30 protein-coding genes and 1 tRNA gene are annotated in these 26,454 nt (G+C 61.9%); 17 read left to right on the forward strand and 14 right to left on the reverse strand.

Annotated elements, in window-relative coordinates; genetic code table 11:
- Positions 1-8: 8 nt before the first annotated feature.
- Entirely contained in the window at positions 9-1,760 is a 1,752-nt protein-coding gene (locus KIH45_RS13505; protein ID WP_213176567.1) for a fatty acyl-AMP ligase, read from the reverse strand.
- Positions 1,761-1,995: 235 nt separating this feature from the next.
- Between KIH45_RS13505 and KIH45_RS13510 the strand changes: the two genes are divergently transcribed.
- From KIH45_RS13510 to KIH45_RS13525, 4 genes are all read left to right on the forward strand, one after another.
- Positions 1,996-2,535, forward strand: coding sequence for a regulatory protein RecX (locus tag KIH45_RS13510; protein ID WP_225899918.1), 540 nt, complete (start codon positions 1,996-1,998; stop codon positions 2,533-2,535).
- On the forward strand, positions 2,535-3,050 hold the full coding sequence (locus KIH45_RS13515) for a DUF192 domain-containing protein (protein ID WP_213176568.1): 516 nt from the start codon (positions 2,535-2,537) through the stop codon (positions 3,048-3,050). The genes KIH45_RS13510 and KIH45_RS13515 overlap by 1 nt, the downstream gene beginning before the upstream one ends.
- A gap of 96 nt (positions 3,051-3,146) precedes the next feature.
- Positions 3,147-3,545, forward strand: coding sequence for an NADH:ubiquinone oxidoreductase subunit NDUFA12 (locus tag KIH45_RS13520; RefSeq protein WP_213176569.1), 399 nt, complete (start codon positions 3,147-3,149; stop codon positions 3,543-3,545).
- Positions 3,542-4,093, forward strand: a complete 552-nt coding sequence (locus tag KIH45_RS13525; protein WP_337925490.1) for a DUF2155 domain-containing protein — start codon at positions 3,542-3,544, stop codon at positions 4,091-4,093. Before KIH45_RS13520 ends, KIH45_RS13525 begins: the two co-directional genes overlap by 4 nt.
- Here the strand turns inward: KIH45_RS13525 and aat are convergent.
- Positions 4,024-4,749: a leucyl/phenylalanyl-tRNA--protein transferase gene (gene aat / locus KIH45_RS13530; RefSeq protein WP_213176570.1), complete on the reverse strand. Its 726-nt coding sequence runs from the start codon at positions 4,747-4,749 to the stop codon at positions 4,024-4,026. The genes KIH45_RS13525 and aat overlap by 70 nt on opposite strands.
- Before the next feature lie 110 nt (positions 4,750-4,859).
- Between aat and KIH45_RS13535 the strand changes: the two genes are divergently transcribed.
- Positions 4,860-4,935: transfer RNA gene (locus KIH45_RS13535), tRNA-Trp, on the forward strand.
- 105 nt (positions 4,936-5,040) lie between these two features.
- Here the strand turns inward: KIH45_RS13535 and KIH45_RS13540 are convergent.
- Both KIH45_RS13540 and KIH45_RS13545 read right to left on the reverse strand, forming a co-directional pair.
- Positions 5,041-5,409 (reverse strand): hypothetical protein, encoded by a 369-nt coding sequence (locus tag KIH45_RS13540; protein ID WP_213176571.1) that lies wholly within the window; start codon positions 5,407-5,409, stop codon positions 5,041-5,043.
- Positions 5,410-5,735: 326 nt separating this feature from the next.
- Complete coding sequence (locus KIH45_RS13545) at positions 5,736-7,268, reverse strand: alanine/glycine:cation symporter family protein (protein ID WP_213176572.1); 1,533 nt, start codon at positions 7,266-7,268, stop codon at positions 5,736-5,738.
- A 299-nt stretch (positions 7,269-7,567) separates the two neighbouring features.
- Here KIH45_RS13545 and secE point away from each other — a divergent pair, with 299 nt between their 5' ends.
- Both secE and nusG read left to right on the forward strand, forming a co-directional pair.
- Positions 7,568-7,762, forward strand: coding sequence for a preprotein translocase subunit SecE (gene secE, locus KIH45_RS13550; protein ID WP_213176573.1), 195 nt, complete (start codon positions 7,568-7,570; stop codon positions 7,760-7,762).
- 25 nt (positions 7,763-7,787) lie between these two features.
- Positions 7,788-8,324, forward strand: coding sequence for a transcription termination/antitermination protein NusG (nusG, locus tag KIH45_RS13555; RefSeq protein ID WP_213176574.1), 537 nt, complete (start codon positions 7,788-7,790; stop codon positions 8,322-8,324).
- Between the two features lie 62 nt (positions 8,325-8,386).
- On the opposite strand, the gene KIH45_RS13560 is transcribed toward nusG, so the two are convergent.
- A complete protein-coding gene (locus KIH45_RS13560) occupies positions 8,387-8,557 on the reverse strand; it encodes a hypothetical protein (protein WP_213176575.1) in 171 nt (56 codons plus the stop codon).
- 322 nt (positions 8,558-8,879) lie between these two features.
- Here KIH45_RS13560 and KIH45_RS13565 point away from each other — a divergent pair, with 322 nt between their 5' ends.
- Together KIH45_RS13565 and KIH45_RS13570 are read left to right on the forward strand one after the other, a co-directional pair.
- A complete protein-coding gene (locus KIH45_RS13565; protein ID WP_213176576.1) occupies positions 8,880-10,520 on the forward strand; it encodes a hypothetical protein in 1,641 nt (546 codons plus the stop codon).
- Complete coding sequence (locus tag KIH45_RS13570; protein WP_213176577.1) at positions 10,521-11,558, forward strand: glycosyltransferase family 2 protein; 1,038 nt, start codon at positions 10,521-10,523, stop codon at positions 11,556-11,558.
- A 1-nt stretch (position 11,559) separates the two neighbouring features.
- On the opposite strand, the gene KIH45_RS13575 is transcribed toward KIH45_RS13570, so the two are convergent.
- From KIH45_RS13575 to KIH45_RS13585, 3 genes are all read right to left on the reverse strand, one after another.
- Positions 11,560-12,495: a lysylphosphatidylglycerol synthase domain-containing protein gene (locus tag KIH45_RS13575; RefSeq protein WP_213176578.1), complete on the reverse strand. Its 936-nt coding sequence runs from the start codon at positions 12,493-12,495 to the stop codon at positions 11,560-11,562.
- A gap of 96 nt (positions 12,496-12,591) precedes the next feature.
- The gene (locus KIH45_RS13580) at positions 12,592-13,104 is read right to left on the reverse strand and encodes a hypothetical protein (protein ID WP_213176579.1); all 513 of its coding nucleotides are present in this window, start codon (positions 13,102-13,104) and stop codon (positions 12,592-12,594) included.
- 147 nt (positions 13,105-13,251) lie between these two features.
- Positions 13,252-13,938: a class I SAM-dependent methyltransferase gene (locus KIH45_RS13585; RefSeq protein ID WP_213176580.1), complete on the reverse strand. Its 687-nt coding sequence runs from the start codon at positions 13,936-13,938 to the stop codon at positions 13,252-13,254.
- A gap of 485 nt (positions 13,939-14,423) precedes the next feature.
- Here KIH45_RS13585 and rplK point away from each other — a divergent pair, with 485 nt between their 5' ends.
- The gene (gene rplK / locus KIH45_RS13590; protein ID WP_213176581.1) at positions 14,424-14,855 is read left to right on the forward strand and encodes a 50S ribosomal protein L11; all 432 of its coding nucleotides are present in this window, start codon (positions 14,424-14,426) and stop codon (positions 14,853-14,855) included.
- Between the two features lie 4 nt (positions 14,856-14,859).
- Positions 14,860-15,558, forward strand: coding sequence for a 50S ribosomal protein L1 (gene rplA, locus KIH45_RS13595; protein ID WP_213176582.1), 699 nt, complete (start codon positions 14,860-14,862; stop codon positions 15,556-15,558).
- Positions 15,559-15,830: 272 nt separating this feature from the next.
- Here the strand turns inward: rplA and KIH45_RS13600 are convergent, their stop codons facing one another.
- Positions 15,831-16,592: a competence/damage-inducible protein A gene (locus KIH45_RS13600; protein WP_213176583.1), complete on the reverse strand. Its 762-nt coding sequence runs from the start codon at positions 16,590-16,592 to the stop codon at positions 15,831-15,833.
- A 152-nt stretch (positions 16,593-16,744) separates the two neighbouring features.
- Between KIH45_RS13600 and KIH45_RS13605 the strand changes: the two genes are divergently transcribed.
- On the forward strand, positions 16,745-18,346 hold the full coding sequence (locus KIH45_RS13605; RefSeq protein ID WP_213176584.1) for a M20/M25/M40 family metallo-hydrolase: 1,602 nt from the start codon (positions 16,745-16,747) through the stop codon (positions 18,344-18,346).
- Positions 18,347-18,386: 40 nt separating this feature from the next.
- Here the strand turns inward: KIH45_RS13605 and rimO are convergent, their stop codons facing one another.
- Positions 18,387-19,754: a 30S ribosomal protein S12 methylthiotransferase RimO gene (gene rimO / locus KIH45_RS13610; RefSeq protein WP_213176585.1), complete on the reverse strand. Its 1,368-nt coding sequence runs from the start codon at positions 19,752-19,754 to the stop codon at positions 18,387-18,389.
- Between the two features lie 157 nt (positions 19,755-19,911).
- Here rimO and KIH45_RS13615 point away from each other — a divergent pair, with 157 nt between their 5' ends.
- Complete coding sequence (locus KIH45_RS13615) at positions 19,912-20,310, forward strand: DUF1761 domain-containing protein (protein ID WP_225899919.1); 399 nt, start codon at positions 19,912-19,914, stop codon at positions 20,308-20,310.
- A gap of 6 nt (positions 20,311-20,316) precedes the next feature.
- On the opposite strand, the gene KIH45_RS13620 is transcribed toward KIH45_RS13615, so the two are convergent.
- From KIH45_RS13620 to bfr, 3 genes are read right to left on the reverse strand one after another with little or no spacing between them, the layout of a single operon-like run.
- On the reverse strand, positions 20,317-20,700 hold the full coding sequence (locus KIH45_RS13620) for a hypothetical protein (RefSeq protein WP_213176586.1): 384 nt from the start codon (positions 20,698-20,700) through the stop codon (positions 20,317-20,319).
- A 48-nt stretch (positions 20,701-20,748) separates the two neighbouring features.
- Positions 20,749-21,186, reverse strand: a complete 438-nt coding sequence (locus KIH45_RS13625; protein ID WP_213176587.1) for a cytidine deaminase — start codon at positions 21,184-21,186, stop codon at positions 20,749-20,751.
- Between the two features lie 3 nt (positions 21,187-21,189).
- A complete protein-coding gene (gene bfr / locus KIH45_RS13630) occupies positions 21,190-21,672 on the reverse strand; it encodes a bacterioferritin (protein ID WP_213176588.1) in 483 nt (160 codons plus the stop codon).
- Positions 21,673-21,708: 36 nt separating this feature from the next.
- On the opposite strand from bfr, the gene KIH45_RS19480 reads away from it, so the two are divergent.
- The gene (locus KIH45_RS19480; protein ID WP_213176589.1) at positions 21,709-21,999 is read left to right on the forward strand and encodes a hypothetical protein; all 291 of its coding nucleotides are present in this window, start codon (positions 21,709-21,711) and stop codon (positions 21,997-21,999) included.
- Positions 22,000-22,030: 31 nt separating this feature from the next.
- Here KIH45_RS19480 and KIH45_RS13640 read toward each other — a convergent pair whose 3' ends face one another.
- Positions 22,031-23,287 carry a DUF418 domain-containing protein gene (locus tag KIH45_RS13640; RefSeq protein WP_213176590.1) on the reverse strand — a complete coding sequence of 419 codons (1,257 nt, stop codon included), beginning with the start codon at positions 23,285-23,287 and terminating at the stop codon, positions 22,031-22,033.
- 109 nt (positions 23,288-23,396) lie between these two features.
- On the opposite strand from KIH45_RS13640, the gene KIH45_RS13645 reads away from it, so the two are divergent.
- From KIH45_RS13645 to KIH45_RS13655, 3 genes are read left to right on the forward strand one after another with little or no spacing between them, the layout of a single operon-like run.
- Complete coding sequence (locus tag KIH45_RS13645; RefSeq protein ID WP_213176591.1) at positions 23,397-24,116, forward strand: AAA family ATPase; 720 nt, start codon at positions 23,397-23,399, stop codon at positions 24,114-24,116.
- A 15-nt stretch (positions 24,117-24,131) separates the two neighbouring features.
- A complete protein-coding gene (locus KIH45_RS13650) occupies positions 24,132-24,851 on the forward strand; it encodes a hypothetical protein (protein WP_213176592.1) in 720 nt (239 codons plus the stop codon).
- Positions 24,852-24,891: 40 nt separating this feature from the next.
- On the forward strand, positions 24,892-26,370 hold the full coding sequence (locus tag KIH45_RS13655) for an SPOR domain-containing protein (RefSeq protein ID WP_213176593.1): 1,479 nt from the start codon (positions 24,892-24,894) through the stop codon (positions 26,368-26,370).
- Positions 26,371-26,454 lie beyond the last annotated feature (84 nt).

The raw sequence follows: 26,454 nt of genomic DNA on the forward strand, positions 1-26,454 counted from the left end.
CGATAATTTCAGGCGGCGAGCTGGTAGGGCTCGATCTCGCCGGACAGGTAAAGCTTCTTGGCCTTCGCGCGGCTCAGCTTGCCCGAAGACGTGCGGGGCAGCGTGCGCGGCGGGACCAGTTCGACGACACAGTTCATGCCGGTTATCGAACGGACCTTGTCGCGGATCTGGTCGTGCAGCTTCACACGCTCGACCGGATCGGAAACGCGGCAGTGGACGAGGACGGCGGGCACTTCCTCGCCGTTTTCGGCCTGCACTGCGAATGCCGCGATGTCGCCCTGGTGGAAGCCCGGCAGCTGTTCCACGGCCCACTCGATATCCTGGGGCCAGTGGTTCTTGCCGTTGATGATGATCATGTCCTTGGCGCGGCCGACGATGAACAGATACCCGTCCACCATGTAACCCATGTCGCCGGTATCCAGCCATCCGTCGACAAGGCACGCCTCGGTCGCTTCGGGATCGCGGAAATAGGAATGCATGACGCTGGGGCCCTGGCACCAGACCTTGCCGATGTGGTGATCGGGAAGTTCGTGCCCGTCTTCGCCCCGGATCACGACTTCCATGTCCTTCACGGCCTTGCCGCAATTGACGATGGCGCGATAACGGGCGGGACGCGACAGGTCGCGCGGGGTGCCGGAAAGACGCTCTTCCTCGACCAGTTCGACGCGGATACCTTCACCCGGCGGCATGATCGTGACGGCCAGCGTCGCTTCGGCAAGGCCGTAGCTGGGCGTGAAGGCGTTGGCCTTGAAACCCGCCTCGGCAAAGGCGTCGACGAAGCCCTGCATGACGTCGGGGCGGATCATGTCGGCCCCGTTGCCCGCCAGCCGCCAGCGCGACAGGTCGAAGCGTTCGGCAACGTTCGACTGGCTGGAGATGCGGCGTGCGCAGATGTCGTAGCCGAAAGTCGGCGAGTACGAGATCGAATCGCCCTCGTTCCGGCTGATGAGGTCCAGCCATGCGAGCGGGCGGCGGGCGAAATCCTCAGTCTTGAGGTAATCGCCCGAAACCTGGTTCGCGATCAGCGACAGGAAGCAGCCAACAAGGCCCATGTCGTGATACCAGGGCAGCCACGAGATGCAGCGGTCGTTTTCGGCAAGGCACATGCCGTGCGAGTGGCTGGCAAGGTTCGACAGCAGCGCGCGGTGCGTGACGGCAACGCCGTGCGGGAAGCGGGTCGAACCGGAAGAATATTGCAGATAGCAGATGTCGTCGGGCGACAGCTGGGGCAGCTCGACCTCTGGGGCCTCACGCTCTCCGAACGAGTTCCAGTCGATGCTCTGACAGCCCTGACGCTGGGCCGCAGCCTCGGTCATGGCGGCGATTTCTGCCGGGTAGAACAGGACCGTCGGATCGCTCGACTGCAGCTGGACGGCCAGCTGGTCGATATAGCTTTCCTTCCCGCCGAAGCTGGTCGGCAGGGGCAGGGGAACGGGCCACGCGCCGGCATAGACCGTGCCGCAGAACAGCGCCGCGAAATCGGTGCCGGTTTCCGCGATCAGTGCCACGCGGTCGCCGGGCTTGATGCCTGCGGCCACCAGCCTGCGGGCCATCGCCAGCGAATCCTCGCGCAGTTCGGCGTAAGTGTAGACCCGGGTCAGCTTGCCGCGCGGGTCGTGGAAGTTCAGGCCGCGATTGCCCTTGGCCGCGTAATCGATCGCGTCGGCAAAGGTGTCGAAGTCGGCCAGCCGGCGCGGAAGGGTATCCGCGTTCGGCGTGGGAACGAGGGTCGTGTCAGCCGTGGGGGCGGTCTGAGTCATGAAAACTAAGCTTTCCCGTCCAATTGCAAATCCGGCCGCTCTAGCCTGTCGCTTGATGAATACGGCATGAAATTCGCTCCCCCCGGTGCAGTCGCCGTTTTTACCGTTACATCCACCACTTGCGACCCGTGAGGCCGTTTCCATTGTTACGAGAGTGTGGCACGAATATGGCGCGATGGATGGAAGCGAGGGCGAATATCCCCGGAAAAGGCGGGCTGCAAGGGTAAGAAAGCCTTTGACCCCGACGATGCTGGAAGAGCTTGCCGTCGCCTATGTCGCGCGATTTGCCACATCGGCGAAGGCGCTGGAGCGGTATTGCAGGCGAAAACTGCGCGAACGCGGCTGGGAAGGGCAGGAGGAAGGCACCCCTGCGCCCGATGTCGTCGCGCTCGTATCCCGCTTTGTCGAAAAGCGTTACGTCGACGACGAGGAATTCGCACGCGTGCGCACCGGAAGCCTGCTGCGCCGCGGATATGGCGCAAGGCGGGTGGGCGCCGCGCTCGATCAGGCGGGCATTGCTGGCGAAGACCGGCACGAGATCTCGCAATCCGACAGGCGCCACGCCGCGCTGCGCATGGCCGAAAAACGCCGGTTCGGGCCATTTGGCGCAGACGGGACACCGGCCGACGACAGGGCGGTACGCGAAAAACAGGTCGCGGCGATGATCCGCGCAGGACATTCGCTGGACGCGGCGCGCGAATTGGTCGATGCGCCCGATCAGGATACGGCCCGCGACTGGGCCCATGCTCTCGACGCAGACGAAGAGGAATATTGATGAAATCGATCCTGGCCCCGGTGCTGCTGGGCCTAATGGCTTCGGCAGGCTGCACGCCTTCGGCTGAGCAGCCCAAGGCCGCCGCCAGCGAGACGACGGCTGCGCGCCATCCCGTATCGGGCCTAGCCATCATACCTGTCACGCTGACGATCGACGGCAAGACCCACGAGATCGCTGCCGAATATGCCGGTAGCCCTCAGGAACGCGCGCGCGGTCTCATGTTCCGCACCGAACTGGGCGCGGACGAGGGGATGATCTTCGATTTCACAACCACCGATTCGCAGCCGAGCCGTCAGGGCTTCTGGATGAAGAACACGGTCATCCCGCTCGACATCATCTTCGTGAAGGTCGACGGCACGATCGATTCGATCGGCGCCAATGCAGAGCCCTATTCGCTGGAATCGGTACGTTCGACAGGGCCGGTCATGTACGTGCTGGAACTGGCCGGCGGGCGCGCGGCGGAGCTGGGGCTTGAGCCGGGCGACAGCGTCTCTTTCACTGCTCCCGCGGGATAACGGCACCGCTCCGACGGGATAAGCGCGCAGATTGCCGTAAAGGGGTGCGTCTTGCAGTTGCACGGTCGCGCGCTTGCGGCTAATCGCACACGCACCATGAGCATCCTCGGCAAGATCTTCACGTGGTGGAACGGCGCCACCTTCACGACCATGATGAACACGAGCCGCCACGGCGAGCACGTGGGCACCGACGCGCAGGGCAACAAGTACTACCGTGCGAAGAAGCCCAACGCGCAAGGGCGTGAACGTCGCTGGGTCATCTACGAAGGTGCCAACGATGCCAGCCGCGTTCCGTCCGAATGGCACGGATGGCTGCACGGGGCCTTCGATTCGGTTCCGGAATCGAACCTGCCCCCGCCGCGCATCTTCGAGGTCGACTACACCCCCAACGCCACCGGCACTGCAGGCGCCTATCGCCCTGCCGGTGCGCTGGAAAAGGGCGGCGTGCGTGCGCGTGCGACCGGCGATTACGAAGCCTGGTCGCCCGACCAGTGAGCCGACCCGTCCTGAAGGCCGCAACGCTCGCGCTTGGCGCGGCACTGCTGCTGGCAGGTTGTAGTGAAGAACCGGCGGAAGAAGGCGGCACCCCCGCCGTCCAGACCGACGAATCCATCGCCGCGCCCGTCGCGAACGAAACCGTCGCCGCGACCGAGGAACAGGCGCCTGACGGCACTTTGCCCGAAGGCACGCCGCTGGAAGAGCGTGTCGCGACGCTGGGCCTTCTGAACAAGCGTAACAACCTGACGCAGGATGTCGTCCTGAAGCCGGGCGAGGAGCAGCGCATCGACGACGTGCTGATCCGCCTGAAAACGTGCGAACGCCGCCCGCCGTGGGACAACGAGCCCGAGGAAGGCGCTTTCGTGCAGGTATTCACGACCGACGACCGCGAAGATGACGATCCGGACTGGACGCGTGTCTTCTCGGGCTGGCTGTTCCTCAACAGCCCGTCACTCAATGTCGTCGAGCATCCGATCTATGACGTGTGGATCAAGGACTGCGCGATGACCTTCCCCGGTGAGGAAGAGGCCGCGCCCAGCGCCTGAAACGCTTCGGGCAGCGGCAGATAAGGCGCAAACTCTGCCGGACGGCAGGCCTGCTCCACCTTTTCCAGATAGGCCGACTGCGGCATCGCCACCGCGCCCATCGAGGCAAGGTGCGCGGTCATGAATTGGCAGTCGAGCAGCTCCATCCGCGCCTCGCGCATTGCCGCCACCAGCCAGCACAGGGCGATCTTGGAAGCGTTGGACACGCGGCTGAACATCGATTCTCCGCAGAACACCCGGTCGAACGAGACACCGTAAAGCCCGCCGACCAGTTTCTCGCCATCCCAGACTTCGACCGAGTGGGCATGGCCCAGCCGGTGCAGCAGCGTGTAGCTCGCCACGATGCGGTCGCTGATCCAGCTTTCGCCTTCCTCCCCGTCCTCGTCGGGCCGCGGTGCGGCGCATTCGGCCATGACCTGCCCGAAGGCGCGGTTGCAGGTGATGGTGAAGCGGTCGCGCTTCAGCTCCTTGGCCAGCGAGCGCGAGACCTGCAGCCCGTCAAGCGGAATGATCGCGCGTTCGCGCGGTTCGATCCACATGATCTCGGGATCGTCGCGGCTTTCGGCCATGGGGAAGATGCCGCTGCGATAGGCGAGCAGCAGCAGGTCGGGCGCGATGACCGCGTGTGACTTGTCGGGAGGCGCGCCGGTCGACATCGGGGGCGAATATGCCCCGCGTTCGGGGGCTTGTCACGGTGCCTCGCCAATTTCCTTGCAAGAGGCGCTTGTCAGCCGGTGCGAAGGGCGATAGAGGCCGCTCCACCCGCAGGAGTGTAGCTCAGTTGGTAGAGCATCGGTCTCCAAAACCGAGGGCCGCGGGTTCGAATCCTGCCACTCCTGCCACTTTCCCAAAACATCGCGACGCCGACGCCCCTGCCTGAACGCAGAAGGGCGCACAGGCCTGTGCCCGCGCGCCCTTCCCCAGGGACCTGATTGTAAAGCCGCGGCTTACTTGCCCGCGACGTCTGCCTTGGCGTTGGCGGCCGCTTCGGGCTTTTCGACCTTGGCGTGCATCCCGGCCTCTTGGCCGACCTTTGCGCCAGCCATTGCGGCATGGTCATGCGCGGTGTGTGCGGTCGATGCGGGCACTTCGGTCGTGACCGAGCCTTCGGCCTTGGCAGCGTCGGCCTTGGCCATGCCGTTGTCCTTGGCAACGACGGAGAGGTCACTTGCCGATGCCGAGATGTCGGTGCCTGGCGCTTCGGCCTTGGCCTCGACCGATGCGCCTGCGGCAACGGTCGGTTCTGTCTCCTGAGCCTGAGCCGCGAACGGAAGGAGGGCGGCCGCGGCAAGCGCGGATGCTGCGATGATCTTCATGGATGATGTCCTTTCCCGAATTTCCCCTTTGAGAGGTGCTGGTGCCGCGGGACGCAAGGGAGGGGGGGAGGGAACGCCCCGCGACACTCGATCCGGACATCGTGATTTTTGCCGTGAATTGCAGATGAACCGGCGGCGAAATCCGGGACGGGTGGAGCAGCCTGTTCGGCCACCGGAGCAAATTTTCGCCATATTTGGATCTTGCCCGCAAATCGGCGATTTCGGCCCGTCCATGCCAGCGCTCGGCCCGTCGCGCGGCCAAATGAAAAGGGCGGCGCGAACCGATTCGCGCCGCCCTTCATCGTGTCAGCCTATGGCCGGTAGGGTCAGTATTCCTCCGGCTCTTCCGGCGTTGCGCGGATGTGGTCGGGGCCAGCCTTGCGCTGTCCCTTGGCCAGTTTGAACACCACGCCCGACAGCAGCGCGAGCGCCAGCAGGTTGGGCAGCGCCATCGCCGCGTTGGAGATGTCGCCAAGGCGCCAGACCAGCGTCAGGTCCTGCGAAGCGCCGAAGAAGATCACCACGCACCACAGCACGCGCCAGATCAGGTGCAGCACTTTCTCGCCGCCGCGGGTGGAGCCGGGGACGCGATCATAAAGGAAAGTGATCGCGCGTTCGCCGTAATAGCTCCACGTCAAAAGCGTCGTGAACACGAACAGGATCAGCGCCAGCGACGCGATCAGCGTGCCAAGCGGCACGTTCACGATTTCGAACGGGAATGCGGCGGCAAAGGCGCCGCTGGTCATGGCAAAGCCCTGGAGGTCCGAATTCCACGCATGGCGCACGGTCTCGCCCCCGGCAGTGAAGTTGCCTTCAACCGTCAGCATGACCAGCGCGGTCATCGTGCAGATGACGATGGTGTCGATGAAAGTGCCCATCATCGCCATGCGGCCCTGCTGCTGCGGATCGTCGGTCTGTGCGACGGCGTGGGCGATCGGGGTCGAGCCCTGTCCGGCCTCGTTCGAGAACAGGCCGCGCGCGACACCGGCACGAATGGCCAGCATGATGGCCGCGCCCACGAAACCACCGGTCGCCGCCTGCGGATTGAATGCGCCATAGAAGATCAGGCCGAAGGTCTCGGGCAGATCCGCAAAGTTCAGGATCAGCGCCGTCACCGCCATGATGATGTAGGCACCGGCCATGAAAGGAATGATCTTTTCAGCCACGTTGCCGATCGACTTGATGCCGCCAAGGATGACGATCAGCACGATGATCGCGGTGATCAGGCCGCCCAGCCATTCCTCGATCCCGAACAGTTCGTTCATCCCGTCGGCCATCGCGTTCGACTGGATCATGTTGCCAGTCACCATGGCCGAGGCCAGCGTGCCGATACAGAAGATGATCGCCAGCCATGTGAATTTCGGGCCAAGGCCGATCATGATGTAGCTCATCGGGCCGCCGCGATAGGAACCGTCACTGGTCTTTTCGCGGTAGCGAATGGCAAGCGACCCTTCGGCAAAGGCCAGCGCCATGCCGATCAGCGCCGTGATCCACATCCAGAAGATCGCACCCGGCCCGCCCAGCGCGATGGCCGTGGCGACACCGGCAAGGTTACCCGTGCCGACCTGACCCGACAGCGCGGTGGAAAGCGCGGCAAAGGGGCTGATCTCGCCCGCGCCGGCGCCCTTGCGGCTTTTGAACAGGCCCGCAAAAGCGCTGCCCAGTTTCAGGATCGGATAGAAACGCAGCCCCACCATGATCCACAGGCCGATGCCCAGCAGGATGATCGTCATCGGCGGGAGAGGCTGTCCTCCGATGGCAAGGACGGGATCCCCGTTCCACGTACCGCCCCATATGAAATCCGATACGTTCGTTACGTGGTCGATGAGGCTTGGTCCCGCCTGAGGTGCTACTGTCATGCAGTTGTCCCGTGATCCCGATTGCAGAATGGTTTCAATTGCTATCGGTCTGTCACACGCTTGGAAAGCGCCAATCGCACCCTTTGCACGGTCCATCGGTGCGGATCGGGCCGACATTCGTGCCATCGGGGCCACGCAAGGGCGCGTCACCCCTTGCACCAAGGCGCGTGCGCTACTATTGGCAAATGCGCAATTCCGACATCGGAACTTTACAAGCCGTCTCCCAGCCTCGCTCGGAGCGGCGATGGACCGATGCCGAAAGACATCAACGCCGCAATGGCAGGATTGAGAGACGAGACATGGCCAAGACCAGCCCCGGTGAATTCATTAACCAGGTGAAGGCTGAAGGTTCGAAGGTCGTCTGGCCGACCCGCAAGGAGACGACCAGCACGGCGATCTTCGTCGGCATCATGATGGTCATTCTCTCGATCTTCTTCCTCGGCATCGACTCGCTGTTCGGCGCGGTGATGCAGTGGCTGCTGTCGCTGGTCTGATCGACAGGATATTCAGGAAAACAACATGGCTCGCTGGTACATCATCCACGCCTACTCCGGCTTCGAAAACAAGGTGAAGGAAGCAATCCTCGCCGAAGCGGAGCGCACCGGTCTCGAAGCGCTTGTCGAAGCGGTCGAGGTTCCGTCCGAAACCGTCACCGAGGTCAAGCGCGGCAAGAAGGTCCAGACCGAACGCAAGACGATGCCGGGCTACGTCCTCGCCAAGCTGGCGATGAACGACGACATCTACCACCTCGTGAAGAACACGCCGAAGGTCACCGGCTTCCTCGGCAACAACAACAAGCCGCAGGCGATTTCCGAACGCGAAGCCGCCCGCTACTTCGGCCAGCGCGAGGAAATGGCATCGCAGCCCAAGCGCGAGATTAGCGTCGATTACGAAATCGGCGATTCGGTCAAGGTGCTCGACGGCCCGTTCGCCAGCTTCAACGGCGTGGTGGAAGAGCTCGACTTCGACAAGAACAAGGTCAAGGTCAGCGTCTCGATCTTCGGCCGCGCAACGCCGGTCGAACTGGACTTCGAGCAGGTCGAACTCTCGAAGTAAGACCTCGCAGCGATGCGAAAATGCGACAGGGGCGGCTTCGGCTGCCCCTTTTCGTATCTGCGTCAGATCGCTCTTTCGCGGATCGTCTCGAACAGGTCCGTCGCGGACTTCAGCAGCTCCTCGTCGCACCCGCTGGCCTCGCGCCGCCGGGGCAGGGGCCGCAGCAGTCCGCCCGCATGGTCCAGCGCCTCCGCACTGGGGGCAAGAGCCAGCTTTTCGAACACGGTCTCCACCGGCGTGTTGCCGCCCGTCAGCGTTGCCGTGTGATGGGTCTGCAGACTGCTGCAAAACGGGTGAGAATAGCACTAAAATCACTGTCGAATTTGCCTTCGATATCAGTGTCGCGCATCTGCTCCGAACACTAAGCTCGCATGACAACGAAACAACATTTTTTGGTCGATAACGATTATCGCCTGTCGGCGCGGACTTGATGCAAGACTAACGCTGCAAATTTCAAAGTCGGAAACCCCTTATCTCGCCATTTGGCGAGCGTGCCGCGTGGGTTTTAAGTAGTCAGGATCCAAGCCATGAGCAGTCAGGCGACAGGGTAAAACAATGCTCTTGCAAGAGCTACGATTTGCAAGGGCGGCGGGCTTCTGCTTTAGAAAACCTCAGGGGCAATTGGCGCCCACCATAGGACTGGGGAAGCAGACCAAGATGTTCCGGGGGGGGGATTCTGAAAATCAAGCAGCGGATCGGCTGGGTTGGCTGGTTTTACTGCCAACCTTGGCGGTCATGATCAGCGTTGCCCTGTTGAGCCGAACATTTCTCAATCACGATGTAGTTTGGGTCCTCTATGGTTCCGGCGTTCTACTGGACGGTGGTTGGTTCGGCAGGGACGTCGTGGAATCCAACCCACCACTCATATTCTGGATGTCCCACTTTCCAAATATAGTTGCACGCATTCTGGGCATCCCCGTTGAACATGCGTTTCGCATATTCATTACGGTCATCGCGGCCCTATCGCTTATCAGTTCAGATCGACTTTTGCGTTTGGCCGGTCATGACCGCGTCTGGCGCGTAATTTTTATGCTGGTTTGCGCCACCTTATTCACTCTTGGTGCTTACCGAGATTTTGGGCAGCGTGAACATATCACGGTGATGCTGTCGCTGCCCTATATCCTTGCGGCGGGCATTAGGTTCGACGGGTTGAATCTCGACAGGCGCACCGCTGTTCTAATTGGATTGTCGGCAGGACTTGGCATTGCTCTGAAACCCTATTTTGTTTTGGTTCCTCTGCTCGTCGAAGCCGCGCTCATTCTTCATCAGCGCCGGTTGGCCTTATTGTGGCGAGGCGAAGCCGTGGGCGCAGCAATCGCCATTGTAGCATATTCCCTAGCAATCCTCATTTGGGCTCGCGCCTGGTTGTTCGAGGCGGTGCCCGCAATATCCAAGGCATACTGGGCATTCGAGCAGCCCTCGCTGGCTTATATGCAAAAGATTGCCGTGCTTTTCTTTTTCCCGCTCTTAATGGGTGTGGTGGCTTTGGTGATTTCACGAAAAAGGCCCACGGGGATGCCGCTGCAGATCCTCTTGGCTAGTGTGGGCTTCCTGATCGCAGCCGTGATCCAAGCCAAATACTATTCCTATCATTTGTATCCGGCTTACACATTGGTCATAATCGCCAATGCTTTGCTGCTACGCGGTCTGGACTACCCGATCCGCATCGGTCACGCATTCCTGTTGGTTCTAGTCGGTGTAGCGTCTCTCACAACGCCAGTACTGTGGCTGATGGCCAGTCAGCCGGGTCAGCCACTGTATGCGCGTACGGCGAAAGTAGTCGACTTTGTCCAAGAGAAGGTCCCACCCGGTGAGCCATACCTAGCGATCTCGACCCACCCTTATCCAGGGTTTCCAATCACCATCTACGCGGACCGATATTGGAGCTCGACGAGCAACAGTCGTATTTTTCTACCCGCAGTGATCAAGTTGCGTGAAAGCGGGTTGAACGCCCCCAAACTGCTGGCCTTCGTTGAGCGAGCGGAGCGCGCAGCAATGGCGCGGGATATCGCGAAAAAGCCGGCGCTGGTACTGGTTGATGTGGCCAAGGTCCGACATGCTATCGGCGCGCGCAACTTCGACCATCTCGAATTCTATCGTGAAAACGAAGCTTTTAACAAAGCTTGGAGGAACTACGAGCAAGTACCATCACCTGTGCCAAATCTCGATGCCTATGTACGACGAGAGGGGCGGTAATTGAACGATCATCGCAAAGAAATCGAGGGCACCGGCAAAATCGCAGTTGTCGTCCCATGCTACAAATGCAGCGCGACGATCGGCGATGTCGTGAGTTCGGTGCCTCCGGAAGTGTCGATAATCGTTCTGGTCGACGATCGGAGCGACGATGGGCAGTCCGAGGTGATGGCCAAGCTGTCCGAAAGTGACAATCGCATATCTCTTGTAAGAAATGCTCAAAATCTCGGTGTCGGTGGAGCTACGGTGGCGGGTTACAGGCGGGCGGTCGAGCTTGGAGCGACAGCTATAGTGAAGGTCGATAGCGACGGTCAGATGGACCCGGCTTTTGCGCCTCTACTGGCTCGACCGGTCCTCGAAGGACGAGCGGATTACGTCAAAGGAAATCGCTTTTTCGATATCGAAAGCGTGCGCTCGATGCCGCTCTTACGCCTTATGGGAAATGCTGGCCTCACGTTCTTTTCGCGCCTCTCGTCCGGCTATTGGAATATCTCCGATCCAACCAACGGCTTCACCGCCATCAGCGCCGATGCAGTGCGCATCCTGCCGCTCAACAAAGTAAACGAGAGATACTTCTTCGAATCCGACCTTCTTTTCCGGCTGAATACTTTTGGCGCGCTGGTGATAGACCAGCCGATGGAAGCGATCTACGGCGATGAGAAAAGCAACCTCAGCATTACCCACTCGATGCTTACCTTCCCGTTGCTCCACCTCCGCAACTTCACCAAACGTGTCGTCTACAATTATATTCTGCGCAATTTCGATGTCGCTTCGCTAAGCTTGCTGGGTGGGCTTTTACTGCTGACCTTCGGGCTGGTTTTCGGCATTTTCGAATGGGTAGAGAGTTCGCGTACCGGAATGCCTGCTACTGCGGGTACGGTCATGCTGAGCGTGACGCCCGTGCTAGTCGGTTTCCAACTGCTGCTTTCCTTCCTGCATTACGATATCTCGAAGAATCCCAACCAGACGATGAATTCTAGGGCGAGCAGTCTGACCGTCCTGTTGAAGCGCGACTTGAAAAGGCCGCCAAAAGAAACCTGAATTACCGCCGATGTAGCAGTTTTGCACCTGTCAAGATGAGGTCAATCAACACGCTTGCAGAAAGCATCGATACAAGAAGCAGGGGTCTTGTCAGCAGCGACAGAGCGGAGGCGTTTTTCACTGACCGATCCGCGAGTACCAGAGCCGCCGCTCCGCCAGTTTCCGATATGCCCAAGCCGCCGATTGAAATGGCCAGTGCACCGAAGAAATTGATCCCGGCGAGAAACAGCATTGCCACCCCTACCGACACTGGCTGGCCGATGGCGTCGAAAGCAGCAACGACGCTGCACGTTACAAAAATCCAATCCAAAATGCTTGCGAGCGTCAATTTCAGGCGAGCGAAAGGCTTAGGCGGGTCGGATAAAGCGACGGCCTCAAGGAAATCGGCCAGTTTTCCGTGGGGCAGGGGCCTGCGAACGATACGCAAGGACAATCGAAAAACCTTGTCCGAATAGAAAAGAACAGCGAGCGCAGGAATCCCAAAGGCTGCCGCGACCCACTTGTTTCCTGCGATAATCAGGCCCCCCCCCAAGGCAAGAGTAATCAACATGACCAAGTCTCTGGAGCGGACCTGTGCGATGACTGAAAAGGCATTTGCAGTCGTGCGACCCACCAGTCTCTTGGCGAGAGCCGGAAACAGCAAGTCGCCAAGCCCTGTCGGCAGGACCGTGAAGATGAACTGATGCCGGGCTGCGAGATGAACCCAAGCTATCGTCCCGGCAAACCCTTCGTTTTGCTTGTGCGACAACTGGCTCATCAGCCAGCCGCGCATTAGGAGGGCCAAAATATGAAGGCCGACGACGAGGGAAAATCCGTGGAAGCCAATTCTCGAGTAATCGCGCCAATCCAGATCAGCCAGTTTGATGAGGATTGAAAGAGTCGCACCGCTGACTACGAGCGCGGCAAGGCTTCTGAATGCTATACGCCTAGTAGCCATATTTTGATGCCAATTCGCAGTCGATCCCAATCATTCTGTATTGCCCCGATTGCCAATTTTTACTCCGCGCCGGACTTATTCGCTGCGAATGAAGAGTCAATTTCCGACCGCAGCAGCTCCTATAAATTTAGTGTCCGGGATAAAAAGATCGATCGTTTCGCTGGCCGACTCCAAGTCGGTCGAGAACACATCTTCATAGCGAACGAGAGAGTAGGCTTCGCAATGAGGTTTCAGATCTTCGATCCGGCTGTTGCACCAATGCCATCGCCACAGCGCACGCTCAATCTCGGGACGGTTTCCCCACCCCGGGGGGCGTGGAGAAGGGTAGGGCTTTGCGAAAGGGACATGATTTATCACGTCACGAAAGCGCGCGGACGCCTTGAAGTCCGAAATGGATATTGCCCAGTCGCCTGGTTCGCGGACCATGTGGACAACTCGCAATGTCTTGCCGCTTTCAGGCAGCAGGTCAGTCATGGGGCAGAGAAAAGGATTGATCTCGACGTATTCCTCGCCGCGTTCTGCCAGCCTGCGATTACGCGAACGGTGGAAGAACGCCCGCAGCAGGTCGTTGCCCGCCCCCAAGTCGTTACGCATGTTGGCGAGCATCATCTGCCACCTCGTAATCGACGGCTCATGCTGGGCAGTTTGGTTCCCGAATTGCCGATTGATCAGCCTTTCGAGAAACACCGTGCCGGTACGTCCGGCTGAAAGGATATAACGGAGTTGGATGTCGCTTCTTCCCGGCGCTGACCGACGTCAGATGTAGCAATTGACCCCGTATATCAGATTGAGATCGGGTGAGGCGATACCGAGTGGCCACCATTTCTCGGACCGTTTCGGGAAATGGAACCCGACCACATGGCGCAGATTGTGGATCGGATTGCGATGCTCGATTGCCATGTAATAGTCATAGGGAAGTCCTGCCCTGAGGCCATGTTTTCGAGGTCCCAATGCACGGCCAAGCCGCCATAAGATGCCCGGATCACAGGGGAGGATTAGCGAAAGCACGCCACCGGGTTTAATGACGCGTGCCCATTCACGTAAAGCCTCGACCGGATCGTTTACATGTTCGAGAACGTGGGTCGCAATGACACGATCAATGCTGTCGTCCTCGAAGGGCAGGGTTCCGCCTTCAATCTGAAGCACTTCCACGCGGGGATCCCACTCACGCTTTTTAAGCCATTCGACGACGTCAGGGTTGCCATCCGAGGCAAGATAGCGGTCGAAGTTGTGTTTCACCGAGCCGAAATGCGCCATCGTGCCCGCACCGATTTCGAGCACAGACGAATAACTAGACTTGAGTCGCTCGTCTTTCTCGATAAGCGAGTGGGTGCTGCCGAGCACCAGCGCGCTCAGGCTGCTGCCGTAATTGGCATCGTCGTAATTCGATAACCACATGTCATCGAAGTCCGACCAGCAAGGCGGGGCAACATAATTCTTCATTAGAGATTTGGCCCTTTATACTCCCGCTGACGTGTCATCTGTTTGATTAAAATGAGCAGCTTTCTAATCTCCGTCGAGCCAAAAAGACTTGGGCGACCGGCGAAACGGCATCCTTCTAATATCTACAGGTGATTGCAGACGCGTGTCTTGCGGTCCTCACAACGCCCAAACTCCTCAATCTCATTCTGTCTGCCCCTCAGAGTTCCGCCCAAGTCTGTCGGCCCCTCAGAGTTCCGCCCAAGTTTATCGGAACATCACCCCGTTTGTCACAGCCTGACTGAATGAACTTGGTTAAAATCCCGCTAAACGGGCCGGGAGACGGGGGGAATCGCTTGCATTCACCCGCAAAACCGCTAAGTGCGCGCCTTCGCTTGCCTTCGGGCGGGTGATTCCGTGCGGGAGGCGTCCAGCGGGCGCTGTATGTACCGCTTATCAGGAGGATCGCTTTCGAAAGGGGCGGTCCGACAGTGTGAAAGGAGGCCATCATGGCCAAGAAGATCGAGGGCTATATCAAGCTCCAGGTGCCCGCCGGCACCGCCAACCCGTCCCCGCCGATCGGCCCTGCGCTGGGTCAGCGCGGCGTGAACATCATGGAATTCTGCAAGGCGTTCAACGCTGCCACGCAGGACCTTGAAAAGGGCATGCCGATCCCGACGACCATCACGGTCTACGCCGATCGCAGCTTCACGTTCACGACCAAGTCGCCGCCGGCTTCGTTCCTGATCAAGAAGGCCGCCAAGCTGAAGTCGGGCTCGAAGGAGCCGGGCAAGGTTTCGGCCGGAACCATCAAGCGTTCGGTCCTCGCAGAGATCGCCGAACAGAAGATGGCCGACCTCAACGCGAACGACATCGAACAGGCTACCAAGATCATCGAAGGCAGCGCGCGTTCGATGGGCCTCGAAGTGGTGGAGGGCTGATCACATGGCAAAGCTGACCAAGAAGCAGAAGTCGCTGGCCGAAAAGCTGGACAACGAAAAGCTCTACGGCGTTGAAGAAGCGCTGAAGACCCTGCGCGACCTGAAGAGCGCGAAGTTCGACGAAACCGTCGAAGTCGCGATGAACCTCGGTGTCGACCCGCGTCACGCCGACCAGATGGTCCGCGGCATGGTCTCGCTCCCCTCGGGTACCGGCAAGGACGTCAAGGTCGCCGTGTTCGCTCGCGGTGACAATGCCGAGAAGGCTCTGGCCGCCGGTGCCGACAAGGTCGGCGCCGAAGACCTCATGGAAGACATGCAGAACGGCAACCTCGATTATGACCGCGTCATCGCGACGCCGGACATGATGGGCGTCGTCGGCCGCCTCGGTAAGGTTTTGGGCCCCAAGGGCCTGATGCCGAACCCGAAGCTGGGCACCGTCACTCCGAACGTCGAACAAGCCATCAAGGACGCCAAGGGCGGCCAGGTCGAGTTCCGCGTCGAGAAGCTGGGCATCATTCACTCGGGCATCGGCAAGCTGTCGTTCTCGGACGACGCGCTGAAGGCGAACTTCGACGCATTCGTCGACGCGATCGTCAAGGCCAAGCCCTCGGGCGCCAAGGGCAAGTACGTCAAGAAGGTCACCGTGACTTCCTCGATGGGCCCGGGCCTGAAGATCGACCTCGCCGAAGTCGAAGGCGCCTGATCGCCGCGACCTTCTCGAAGGTTCATGAAAAAAAGGGCCGGGGGGCATGTCCTCCCGGCCCTTTTTCTTTGTCTGCAAACTGCGGCTGATACTGTCCTACAGGCCGACAGGCGGGCTAGCGTCGACGTCGCTCTGTGAAATCGTCGAAATTCCTCGCCAACCTGTCAACCGAACGGTGACGGGCGAAACCTACGCAATCCTGCGGCTCTCAGTCCGATGATGCAGGGTGACAGGGTGTAACCTTTGTCACCCGAGGCAATTCGCGTCGGCGTTCAGATACCGCCCGGCGTGAAGTCGTAGCCCATTTCGCCAAGCCCTTCGCAAAGGCTGTCGATCACGCTCTTGATCGTGTCCTCGCTGGTCGAGCGGACGACGAAGTTCGCGCCGACCCGGCCTTCGCGGAAGAAGGGATAGCTGCCGATCTGTGACCCTTCGTGGGCGCGTTCGAGTTCGAGCAGCAGTCCTGCGATCTCGCTTTCGGGCACCCATGCGCCGACGGTCTCGCTCATCAGTGGTTCGCCGCCTTCCAGCGATCCGGTCAGCGCGTCGAGCATGCCCGCCGTGATGTGCGGCACGCCTGCCATGACGTAGATATTCTCGACATGGATTCCCGGTGCGCCCGAATAGCGGTTGGGGATCAGCGAAGCGCCCGCAGGCGTGCGCGCCATGCGCAACCGACCTTCGTTCACGCCGCCCTTGTCGGTGTAGTAATCTTCAAGGATCGCGCGCGCATCGGGGTGGATGATCACCTCCACGCCCAGCGCGGCGGAGACCGCGTCGACCGTAATGTCGTCATGCGTCGGGCCGATGCCGCCGGTGGTGAACAGGTAGTCGTTGCGCGCGCGCAAGATGTTCACCGCCTCCACAATGGCGTCCATGTCGTCGGACACGACGCGCACTTCGCGCAGGCGGATGCCCTGGATGCCAAGCCAGGTGGCGATCTGCGAGATGTTCTTGTCCTGGGTGCGGCCCGACAGGATCTCGTCACCGATGACGATGATGGCTGCGGTCCAGATGCGGCTTGGCTGGGTCATTGCGCCTCTCCTGCCTTGTGGCGGCTTGCCGGTCAAATCCGATGTGGACGATGTCCGCATGACGTGGATTTTCACTTTACCTTCGCCACCGCAGCATTAGTTTCATCCTCAACCAATGCCTGACGAATAATCCCACACTAACGGAGACTTAGATGACAAAGCGCCTTGCCGCTGCCTGCCTGTTCCTGTGCGCCAGCCATCCCGCGATCGCCGCCGCTGACGAGAAGGACGACATCGCCTTCATCATCGAGGAAGGGACCCAGCAGTCCGAAGCGATGGTGACGGCGTCCGAGCTGATGGACGGCATCGGCCCGCGTCTCACCAATTCGGCCAACATGGACCGTGCGCAGGACTGGGCCATCGCCAAGTTCGCGGACATGGGCCTCACCAACATCCACCGCGAGGAATTCGAGTTCGGTTACGGCTGGGACCTCGTTGACTGGTCGGCCACGATGGTCTCGCCCCGTCCGCTGCGCATGACCGCGCTGCCCCGTGCATGGTCGCCGCCGACGAACGGCGTGATCACCGGCGAAGTCGTCGTCGCGCCGATGAGCAAGGTCGAGCATTTTGCCGAATGGCGCGGCAAGCTTGCCGGCAAGATGGTGCTGATCTCGATGCCCGGCGAAACGAGCGAATCGGATGGTCCCGTCTTCAAGCGCTATACCGGCGAAGACATTTCCAAGAAGGATGCCTTCAAGGAGGAAACCTACGATCCGCACGCGTGGGAAGAGCGCCTCGACAGCGCCGAGTTCAAGCAGAAGCTGGGCGAATTTCTGAAGGCGGAAGGCGCGCAGGCGATGGTGGCCATGTCCTACCGCGACGGGATGCTGGTCCACGGCACGGGATATGATTTCCGGGCAGGTGAAATTCTCGCGGTTCCGGCGATGGAACTGGCGCAGGAAGACTATCGCCGCCTCGTCCGCCTTGCGCAGACCGGCAAGGCGCCGACGATCTCGCTGTCGATCGATGCCTCGTTCGATACCGAGGACACGAAGGCCGCGAACGTCATCGCCGACATCAAGGGGCGCGATGCCAAGGCGGGCTATGTCATGGCCGGAGCACACTTCGACAGCTGGTTTGCAGGCGACGGCGCGGCGGACAACGGCGCGGGCACGATCGTGGTGATGGAAGCGGCGCGTATCCTTGCGCAGCTGCCGAAACCCAAGCGCACGATCCGCTTCGCGCTGTGGTCGGGCGAAGAGCAGGGCCTGCTCGGCTCGCGCGCCTATATCGAGCAGCATCTTGCGACGCGTCCGGTCGACACCAGCCTTGCCCCGATGGCGCAGTTCCGTTCGTGGGGCAGCGCGTGGCCGGTCACGAAGAAGCCGGGTTATGACGACATGAAGGCCTATTTCAACATGGACAACGGCGGCGGGCGTTTCCGCGGCATCCATGCCGAAAGCGACTTTGGCGTGACCCCGCTGCTGTCGAAGTGGCTGGCGCCTTTCGCCTCGATGGACGCGGATCGCGTGGTGGCGGGCAAGACCGGCGGCACCGACCACGTCTATCTGCAGCGTATCGGGCTTCCGGCCTATCAGTTCATCCAGGACCCGCTGGACTACTTCAGCCGCGTGCACCACTCGAACCTCGACACGCTCGACCACTTGCGGGCCGAAGACTTGCGTCAGGCGTCGGTCGTGATGGCGGGGATGCTGTGGCAGGCGGCCAACAGCGACGAGGAACTGCCCCGCGCCGGTATCCCGACAGAGCCCAAGATCACCGACCCGTTCAAGGTCGCCGATCCGAACAAATGATGCGGGAAGGGCGGGGCCGGCTGGCTCCGCCCTTTCAGGTTCAGGGGACGATAACGCCGAACAGGTCGTGGGCGTCGGCGTCCTCGACCGTCACGTTGACGATGTCGCCCTGTCGGGCCGTTTCGGGCACGTCACGCAGGAAGACATTGCCGTCGATCTCGGGCGCGTCGGCCTGGCTGCGGCCCGTGGCGCCGATGTCGCCGTCCTTGTCCGGTTCGCCGACTTCGTCGAGGATGACGGGGATCGTGCGGCCGACCTTGGCGGAAAGCTTGGCCGCGCTGATCCGCTCGGTCACTTCCATCAGGCGGGCGTAACGCTCTTCCTTGACCTCTTCGGGCACCGGATTGGGCAGGGCATTGGCCTGCGCGCCTTCGACAGGTTCGAAGCGGAAGCCGCCGACACGGTCGAGCTGCGCTTCTTCCAGCCATTCGAGCAGGTATTTGAAGTCGTCCTCGGTCTCTCCGGGGAAGCCGACCACGAAGCTCGACCGCACCGCGATGTCGGGGCAGATCTCGCGCCAGGACTTCAACCGGTCGAGCACCTTGGCCTCGTTCGCCGGGCGTTTCATCGAGCGCAGGACCGACGGGCTGGCGTGCTGGAACGGAATGTCGAGATAGGGCGTCAGCAGCCCTTCGGCCATCAGCGGGATGACCGCGTCGACGTGCGGATAGGGATAGACGTAGTGCAGCCGCACCCACGGAACTTCGTTCTGCGGGGTGCGCAGCTTGCCCAGTTCGCGGGCAAGGTCGGTCATGTGCGTGCGGACGGGGTGGCCCTTCCACATCCGCTCTTCATGGCGAACATCGACGCCATAGGCCGAAGTGTCCTGCGAGATGACCAGCAGTTCCTTGGTGCCCGCCGCGACCAGCTTTTCCGCTTCGCGCAGGACGGCATCGATCCGGCGGCTGGCCAGCTTTCCGCGCAGGTCCGGGATGATGCAGAACGCGCAGGAGTGATTGCAGCCTTCGGAAATCTTCAGATAGCTGTAGTGGCGCGGCGTCAGCTTGATGTCGGGCTGCGGGATCAGGTCCACGAAGGGCCCGCGCGCGGCGGGCGCAGCCTCGTGTACGGCATCGACCACCTGTTCATACTGGTGCGCGCCGGTGACGGCGAGGACGTCGGGATACTTCGCGCGGATCAGCTCCGCCTCGTTGCCCATGCAGCCGGTCACGATGACACGACCGTTTTCGGCAATCGCCTCGCCGATCGCGTCGAGGCTTTCCTCTTTCGCGGAATCGAGGAAGCCGCAGGTATTGACCAGCACGACGTCGGCGCCTTCGTAATCGGCGCTCATGGAATAACCGTCGGCGCGCAGCTTCGTGAGGATGCGTTCGGAATCGACGAGCGCCTTGGGACAGCCGAGGCTGACCATGCCGACTTTGGGGGAGGGAGCGATTTCTTGAGCCATTTGCCGCGCCGATACACGCGACGGGCCGTGCGCGCCAGCGGTTCGTTGTCCGCAAGGCGCCGGTGCTGCCCTTAAAGTTTGCGCATTTTACGTGTAGGGCCGGTTGCAGGGGTAACCTTTCCCGCCCGGACAGCGGGATCAGCGAAACGGAGTTCGGATGGGTCCTGTCGACTGGATTGGCGTGTTTCTCGCCGCGGTGGCGGCCATGGTGGTCGCGGGGATCTGGTACAAGCTCTTCGCGCGCCCGCTGGCGGTAATGGCAGGGCCAGGCGGTCTAGAAGTGCGGCGCAGGCCGTTCACGACCATCTTCTTCACTTTTCTGCTGGTGCTGGTTTCCGCCGCGATGCTGGGGCACATGTTCGCGCGCCTGTCCGATCCGTCGAAGTGGTGGCTCTACCCGATGATGAGCGGGGGCGTGGCGCTGTTCTTCGTGATCCCCGCGCTCTGGACCAATTACCTGCACCAGCGGAACCCGCGCGCGATTGCATTGATCGATGCGGGCTTCTGGCTTTGCGCCTATCTGGCGATGGGCTTTACGTTTTTCGCGCGCAGCTAGGCGCGGTCATTCGCTGATGGGCGTGACGCGATAGGACTGGCTGCCGTCGTCGCGGGTCGACAGGAAACTGCCGTCGGCATCGGGCGGGCCGTTGGTCCAGCACCGTTCCTGCCGGTCCTCTCCGTCGCCTTCGGGATCGAAGCACATCTTCGCTCCGTCCACGCGCCAAGTACCGCCGTCGACGGGACCGCTGTCGTCCATGTCGACGTAAGTGCCATCCTCGGCAAGGCGGGTCTTGACGTAAATCGTGGTCTCGTCACCCACGCCGTACGTACCGGGCACGGCCTCGAACCCCGCGACTTCGGGGGAGGGGACGGCTTGGCTCTCTCCAGGTGCCTGGGAGCAAGCGGCGAGGCCGATTGCGGCGATGCAGGTGATAAGGCGCTTCATGTGTCCCCCTCGCTTCCGTGGCGCGTGGAGTAACACGAGACGCGAAGGTCAGGCCAGCGCGTCGGGTCCGAAGGCGCTGGGCAGCAGGGCCGAGATAGTGCGGACCTCGACAGAATCGCCGCTCGCACTGGCCGAGACAATCTCGACGTCATGGCCCGAAAGCGCCGCCGCCTCGTAAATCGCCTGACGGCAACCGCCGCAAGGCGTCACGACATCGCTTCCCGCAATCGCGCCGTCCTGCAACGGGCCGCCGGCGACCGCAATGCGGACCACGTTCTTCAGCCCGAAAGCGTGCTGCGCCGCCGTCAGCGCCGACTGCTCGGCACAGATGCCAAGGCGGTAGCAGGCGTTTTCCATGTTCGCGCCGGTGACGACCGTGCCGTCGGCGGCCTCGACCGCCGCGCCCACGTGAAAGCCGGAATAGGGCGCATGGGCCTTGGCCGCAGCCTCGCGGGCGCGGGCGATCAGGGTGTCGTGACCGGACATGAATTACTCGTCGTGGACGGACTTCGAGTTGAGCTGGACGTAGTTTTCGATACCCATCCGCTCGATCATGTCGAACTGCTTTTCGAGGTGATCCACGTGATCTTCCTCACTGTCGAGGATCGACGTGAACAGGTCGCGGCTGACGTAGTCGCGCACTTCCTCGCAATGCGCGATGGCGTCGCGCAGCAGGGGAATAGCCTCGTTCTCAAGCGCGAGGTCGGCCTTGAGGATTTCCTCGACGTTCTCGCCGATCTTCAGCTTTCCGATCGCCTGGAAGTTGGGCAGCCCGTCAAGGAACAGGATACGGTCGGCCAGCTGGTCGGCGTGCTTCATCTCGTCGATTGATTCGTGCCGCTCGAACTCGGCCAGCTTCGCCACGCCCCAGTTGTCGAGCATGCGGTAGTGCAGCCAGTACTGGTTGACCGCGGTAAGTTCGTTGGTGAGCGCCTTGTTCAGGTACTCGATGACTTTCGCGTCACCCTTCATCGGACCGGACTCCTGCTTTCAGATCAGGGAGCCTTGATGGTCGCTTGGTACCGCAGGCGCAAGGGTAAACGCCTGTTGAGAATGCCTCTTATCCGCGGTTCAGGCGGCGCAGGCGCAGCCCATTTCGCACAGGATGTCGTTCGCGTCGTCAAGGCACTGGCGGCACTGCGGCTCGTGGCCGAGCTCACGATAGATTTCCTCCGCGTCGCCGCCGCACAGGGGGGCGAGAGTGCGGAAGTCTTTTTCCCGGATTGCGTTGCAGATGCAAAGGTACATCGTCGAATCGGCCTCTCCGTTGCCTCTGCGAATCTTGTTAATGAGAATTGATTGCAAAATCAAATGGTGATTGTGCGTTGGCTCAGGTGGCTATCTTTGCCTTGCGGATTCCGACGCCTGCCAGCATGCGCCACAGCCCTTCGAGCGGCCCGATTCCAAAGCGCGATAGCCACGGTTTCGACCAGCCGAGGATCAGCACCCAGCCCAGCAGCACAAAGGCCATCAGCGCCGTGTGGCCGTATTCGCGGGCACCGAGGTTCAGGCCCCAGCCGTGGAACAGGAACGTCATTACCACGGTCGAGCCCAAGTAGTTGCTGAAGGCCATACGCCCCGCCGCGACGATCCGCTGGCCCAGCCACCCGTGAGCGATCACCGCACCAAACAGCGCGATCAGCGCGAGGTAGCTTGCGGTCGTGAAAAACCTTCCGAACATGCCGATGCGATAGGGCAGCAGGTTGGCGGCCACGATGTCGAAGCCTTGCGAGGCGAGATAGGTCAGCATCCCTCCATACCAACCCAGCCCGACTGCCGCGCCGACGATGGCGATCACCACCAGCCACTTGCGCGGCCATCGGCCCGTGAAGAAGCCGCTGCGCGCCAGCCCCATCCCGCACAGCATCAAGGGCAGCGCCTCGAACACCGCCTCCGCCGCCAGCGTGAAAGGGTAGGTCGGCATCACCGTCATCCGGTATCGCAGCGCTTCGAAGAAGGGCAGGGCATATTCCGCCATCTTCATGCCCGACCGCTCGGCAAAGAAGGCCACGTTCTGCGCGACGAACTGGGCCTCCATCGACGTGGCCGTTCCCGCGTGAACCGCGTGGGATGCGGCCAGCGTCGACCAGACCTGACCGGCAGCGGCGAAGCTTACGAACAGGTAACCCCCAATTCCCATGATGAAGAGCCGCGATGGCGGCAGGTCCTTGAAGAACAGCGCGACCATCCCCGCGATCGCGTAAGTGAACAGGATGTCGCCCCACCAGAATAGCGCAAAGTGCAGGTAGCCGAAGATCGCCAGCCACAAGAGGCGCCGGACCTGTTCGACGATGCGCGTCCCTTCGTCCCCGCGAGACAGGAACAGCGCAAGGCTGACCCCGAACAGAGTTGCGAACAGGGCGCGCATCTTTCCTTCGAAAAACAGCCACGTGATCGTGAAGGTTGCCCAGTCCTGCCCTTGCGCATGGCCGTGCCAGTCGGGCGTGCCGGCCGCGAGTCCCGGGCCAGCCATCGTCGTCACGTTGATCACCAGGATGCCAAGGATCGCAAAACCGCGGGCAAGGTCGATGACGGGGATTCTTCGGTGTTCTGCAACCACTTGCGGCTGCGAATTGTCGTCCGTCATGTCCGGCGTCGGCCTTTTTATCGCGCTATCCGGTCAGTCTTAACGCAAAATTAGGGTTACACCGCAAGAGTGGCAGCCAGCATATCAGTGTCACTGAAGGGGATCATCGGTGCGCGTACTCGCATTGGCTTCACAGAAGGGTGGATCGGGCAAGACGACCTTGTCGGGTCACCTGGCCGTTCAGGCCCAGCGCGCCGGGGCAGGCCCGGTCGTTCTTATCGACATCGACCCGCAGGGCTCGCTCGCCGACTGGTGGAACGAGCGCGAGGACGAATTCCCCGCATTCGCACAGACCGCCGTGGCCCGCCTTGCGCAGGACCTTGCGACGCTGCGCGACCAGGGTTTCAAGCTGGCCGTCATCGACACGCCGCCCGCGATCACCATGGCGATCCAGTCTGTGATCTCGGTCGCAGAGCTGGTCGTCGTTCCGACTCGCCCCTCTCCGCATGACCTTCGCGCCGTGGGCGCCACTGTCGACATCTGCGCCCGCGCCAACAAGCCGCTGGTCTTCGTCGTCAACTCGGCCCTGTCGAAGGCCCGCATCACTTCCGAAGCCGCCGCAGCGCTTGCCCAGTACGGCAATGTCGCGCCCGTCGTGCTTCACCACCGCACCGACTTTGCCGCCTCGATGATCGACGGCCGCACGGTCATGGAAATCGATCCCTACGGCCGTTCGGCTCAAGAGATCGAACAGCTCTGGGCGTACCTCGCAGAGCGTCTCGAAAAGAACTTCCGTCGCACCGTTTTCGCCGGCCAGAAGCCGGGCACGAGTGCTTCGGCTGGCGGTCGTCCGCAAGGTGGCTTCGGCCGCCGCGTGGCCGGGTCGTAAGGAGGCGACGACGTGATGGCAGGTACGATGCAACCAGGTGCAGGAGGACTGCTGGCCAAGAAAGGCACAGCACGTCCGGCCATGCGCCGACAGTCGCAAGTTCAGCAGGCGGGCTTCGGCTCGGCCAATGCAGGCGGCCTTTCGGGCTGGCTGACGGGCGCCGAGGACGACTGCGGCTGGAACGACATGGGTGACGGCGCAGCCTCCACCCCCAACTTCGGACAGCGCAGCGCGATTGGCCTTACCGCCATGAGCAATTCGGCCGATTCGCTTTACGTGAACGGCGGGTCGAGCGATCCCGACTGGGACGAGGCCGACAGCTACGACGACGAATCGAGCGAATGGAACGCCTCGGCTCCGGCATGGACGCCGACGCCTGCGGCCAACCCCGTCGGCGAGATGCAGGAACGTCTGCAGGCCGCGGCCGCGCAGCCGGTGGCAGCCGCTCCGGTCGCAGCCGAGCCAGTTTACGCAGAGCCGGTGGCCGAGGAAATCCCGGTCGGCCTGTTCGGACAGATCCGTGCCGCGTGGGCGCACTTCATGGCGCTCATCTTCGGCCGCGGACCCATCACCGTTCTTCACCTGAACCCGGCCCTTCGCGAACAGCTTCGCGCCGCCGCCGGCCGCCAGGGCATGCACGAGGCAGACTTTGCCGAGCATGCGATCGAGGAATATCTTGGAAAGCAGGCCGGTAAGGGTGTTACAACGCCTCCCGCCGGCACTTCGTGGAACTGATCCCGCCGCACCGGGAATACGAGAGCAAGGACCGAAACCGATGAGCAAGAGCATCCGCTTCGAAACCGCGAAACGCGTCCGCCGCCTTGGCCTCGGCGCAGTTGCCGCGCCGCTGCTTGCCGGCACGATGCTGGCAGGCGCTATGGTCGCACAGCCCGCGATTGCAGGGGACCGTTCGGTCGCCAAGGCAAGCGAGGCGCTGGCCGAGAACGAAACCGGCAAGGCCGTTCGCTATGCCGAGGAAGCCGTTCAGGCCGATCCGCGCGACGCATCGCGCCGCACGCTTCTGGGCAAGGCCTATCTTCGCGATGGTCGTCTTGCCTCGGCCCGCCAGGCTTTGGCCGAAGCAGTCTCGCTTGGCGACGGCAGCCCGCGCACCGCACTGATGCTGGCCCTTGCCGAAATCGGCAGCGGCAGCGCCCGCACTGCGGTTGGCACGCTGGCCCAGCACGGCAATGCCATTCCGGCAGCCGATCGCGGCCTCGCCTTTGCACTGGCCGGTGAAACCGCCCGCGGCGTCGAAATCATCGCGTCCGACATCCGCGCCGGTAACGACAATCCCAAGAGCCGTCAGAACCTTGCCTATGCCTTCGCCCTTGACGGTCGCTGGCGCGAGGCCCGCATGATGGCGGCCCAGGACGTGCCTGCCGACGTGATCGACAAGCGCATGACCGAATGGGCCATGACGGCCCGTCCCGACCAGGTCGGCGTTCGCGTCGCCCGTTTGGTTGGCGCGGAATACAAGGACGATGCCGGCATGCCCGCGCAGCTCGCCCTTGCGAACTTCCCGGCTGCAAAGCCCGCACCGGCCCCGGTGATGGCGGAAAGCAAGCCTGCACCGGCACCTGCCCCGGTCAAGGCCGCTCCGGCGCCTGCACCGGTAAAGGCCGCTCCGGTCAAGGTTGCCGAAGCCAAGGTAGAGCCCAAGCCGGCGGTTAAGCCCGCTGCTGCTCCTGCGCCGAAGAAGGCCGACCCGGTCGTCGTCGCCCGCCTTGCCGAACCGGCCAAGGAAGCTGCGCCCACCAAGGAAGCCGCCAAGACTTCAAGCGTCCAGACTGCATCGGTCCCGGCTTCGAAGCCCGCCATGATGCAGATGGCCGTGATCCAGCCGACGCCGAAGAAGGCCGACCCGGTCGAGGCGAAGCCGGTCAAGGTCGCCGCCGTCACGCCGGCCAAGGCCGCGCCGAAGGCGTCTGCCAAGCCTGCCGCGCCCAAGCTGCCGACCCCGTCGGCCAGCGGCACGCACATCGCGCAGCTCGGCTCCTACACCAGCGAGGCGAATGCCCGTGCAGGCTGGAAGGTCTTCCAGTCGCGCTATTCGAACCTCAAGGGCCAGCAGCCGGTGATCACCAAGGCCAGCGTCGATGGCACCGACTATTTCCGCGTCGCTGCCGGTGGCTTCGATGCCAAGTCCGCCGCTGCCATGTGCAAGGCTGTGAAGAGCAGCGGCCACGGCTGCCTGCCGATCGCCAAGGCCAATGCCAAGGCGGACAAGGTCCGCGTGGCCAAGGCCGACTGACACGATTTGACGCTCCGCCGCAGCGGAGGGGGATGAAGGGCGGCACCTGTCTCAGGGCAGGTGCCGCCCCTTTCATTTGCGGTG

This window comes from Croceicoccus gelatinilyticus (genome assembly GCF_018398395.1).
GTDB lineage: Bacteria > Pseudomonadota > Alphaproteobacteria > Sphingomonadales > Sphingomonadaceae > Croceicoccus > Croceicoccus gelatinilyticus.

Coding starts and splice junctions, on each gene's coding strand:
- rplA (WP_213176582.1), top strand. CDS start 14,860: ATGGCAAAGCTGACCAAGAAGCAGAAGTCGCTGGCCGAAAAGCTGGAC.
- KIH45_RS13600 (WP_213176583.1), bottom strand. CDS start 16,592: ATGACCCAGCCAAGCCGCATCTGGACCGCAGCCATCATCGTCATCGGT.
- KIH45_RS19480 (WP_213176589.1), top strand. CDS start 21,709: ATGGTCGCTTGGTACCGCAGGCGCAAGGGTAAACGCCTGTTGAGAATG.
- KIH45_RS13545 (WP_213176572.1), bottom strand. CDS start 7,268: ATGACAGTAGCACCTCAGGCGGGACCAAGCCTCATCGACCACGTAACG.
- rplK (WP_213176581.1), top strand. CDS start 14,424: ATGGCCAAGAAGATCGAGGGCTATATCAAGCTCCAGGTGCCCGCCGGC.
- KIH45_RS13605 (WP_213176584.1), top strand. CDS start 16,745: ATGACAAAGCGCCTTGCCGCTGCCTGCCTGTTCCTGTGCGCCAGCCAT.
- KIH45_RS13655 (WP_213176593.1), top strand. CDS start 24,892: ATGAGCAAGAGCATCCGCTTCGAAACCGCGAAACGCGTCCGCCGCCTT.
- KIH45_RS13620 (WP_213176586.1), bottom strand. CDS start 20,700: ATGAAGCGCCTTATCACCTGCATCGCCGCAATCGGCCTCGCCGCTTGC.
- KIH45_RS13505 (WP_213176567.1), bottom strand. CDS start 1,760: ATGACTCAGACCGCCCCCACGGCTGACACGACCCTCGTTCCCACGCCG.
- KIH45_RS13625 (WP_213176587.1), bottom strand. CDS start 21,186: ATGTCCGGTCACGACACCCTGATCGCCCGCGCCCGCGAGGCTGCGGCC.
- KIH45_RS13515 (WP_213176568.1), top strand. CDS start 2,535: ATGAAATCGATCCTGGCCCCGGTGCTGCTGGGCCTAATGGCTTCGGCA.
- KIH45_RS13575 (WP_213176578.1), bottom strand. CDS start 12,495: ATGGCTACTAGGCGTATAGCATTCAGAAGCCTTGCCGCGCTCGTAGTC.
- nusG (WP_213176574.1), top strand. CDS start 7,788: ATGGCTCGCTGGTACATCATCCACGCCTACTCCGGCTTCGAAAACAAG.
- KIH45_RS13565 (WP_213176576.1), top strand. CDS start 8,880: ATGCTCTTGCAAGAGCTACGATTTGCAAGGGCGGCGGGCTTCTGCTTT.
- KIH45_RS13580 (WP_213176579.1), bottom strand. CDS start 13,104: ATGATGCTCGCCAACATGCGTAACGACTTGGGGGCGGGCAACGACCTG.
- KIH45_RS13585 (WP_213176580.1), bottom strand. CDS start 13,938: ATGAAGAATTATGTTGCCCCGCCTTGCTGGTCGGACTTCGATGACATG.
- KIH45_RS13520 (WP_213176569.1), top strand. CDS start 3,147: ATGAGCATCCTCGGCAAGATCTTCACGTGGTGGAACGGCGCCACCTTC.
- bfr (WP_213176588.1), bottom strand. CDS start 21,672: ATGAAGGGTGACGCGAAAGTCATCGAGTACCTGAACAAGGCGCTCACC.
- KIH45_RS13540 (WP_213176571.1), bottom strand. CDS start 5,409: ATGAAGATCATCGCAGCATCCGCGCTTGCCGCGGCCGCCCTCCTTCCG.
- KIH45_RS13615 (WP_225899919.1), top strand. CDS start 19,912: ATGGGTCCTGTCGACTGGATTGGCGTGTTTCTCGCCGCGGTGGCGGCC.
- KIH45_RS13640 (WP_213176590.1), bottom strand. CDS start 23,287: ATGACGGACGACAATTCGCAGCCGCAAGTGGTTGCAGAACACCGAAGA.
- KIH45_RS13650 (WP_213176592.1), top strand. CDS start 24,132: ATGGCAGGTACGATGCAACCAGGTGCAGGAGGACTGCTGGCCAAGAAA.
- secE (WP_213176573.1), top strand. CDS start 7,568: ATGGCCAAGACCAGCCCCGGTGAATTCATTAACCAGGTGAAGGCTGAA.
- aat (WP_213176570.1), bottom strand. CDS start 4,749: ATGTCGACCGGCGCGCCTCCCGACAAGTCACACGCGGTCATCGCGCCC.
- rimO (WP_213176585.1), bottom strand. CDS start 19,754: ATGGCTCAAGAAATCGCTCCCTCCCCCAAAGTCGGCATGGTCAGCCTC.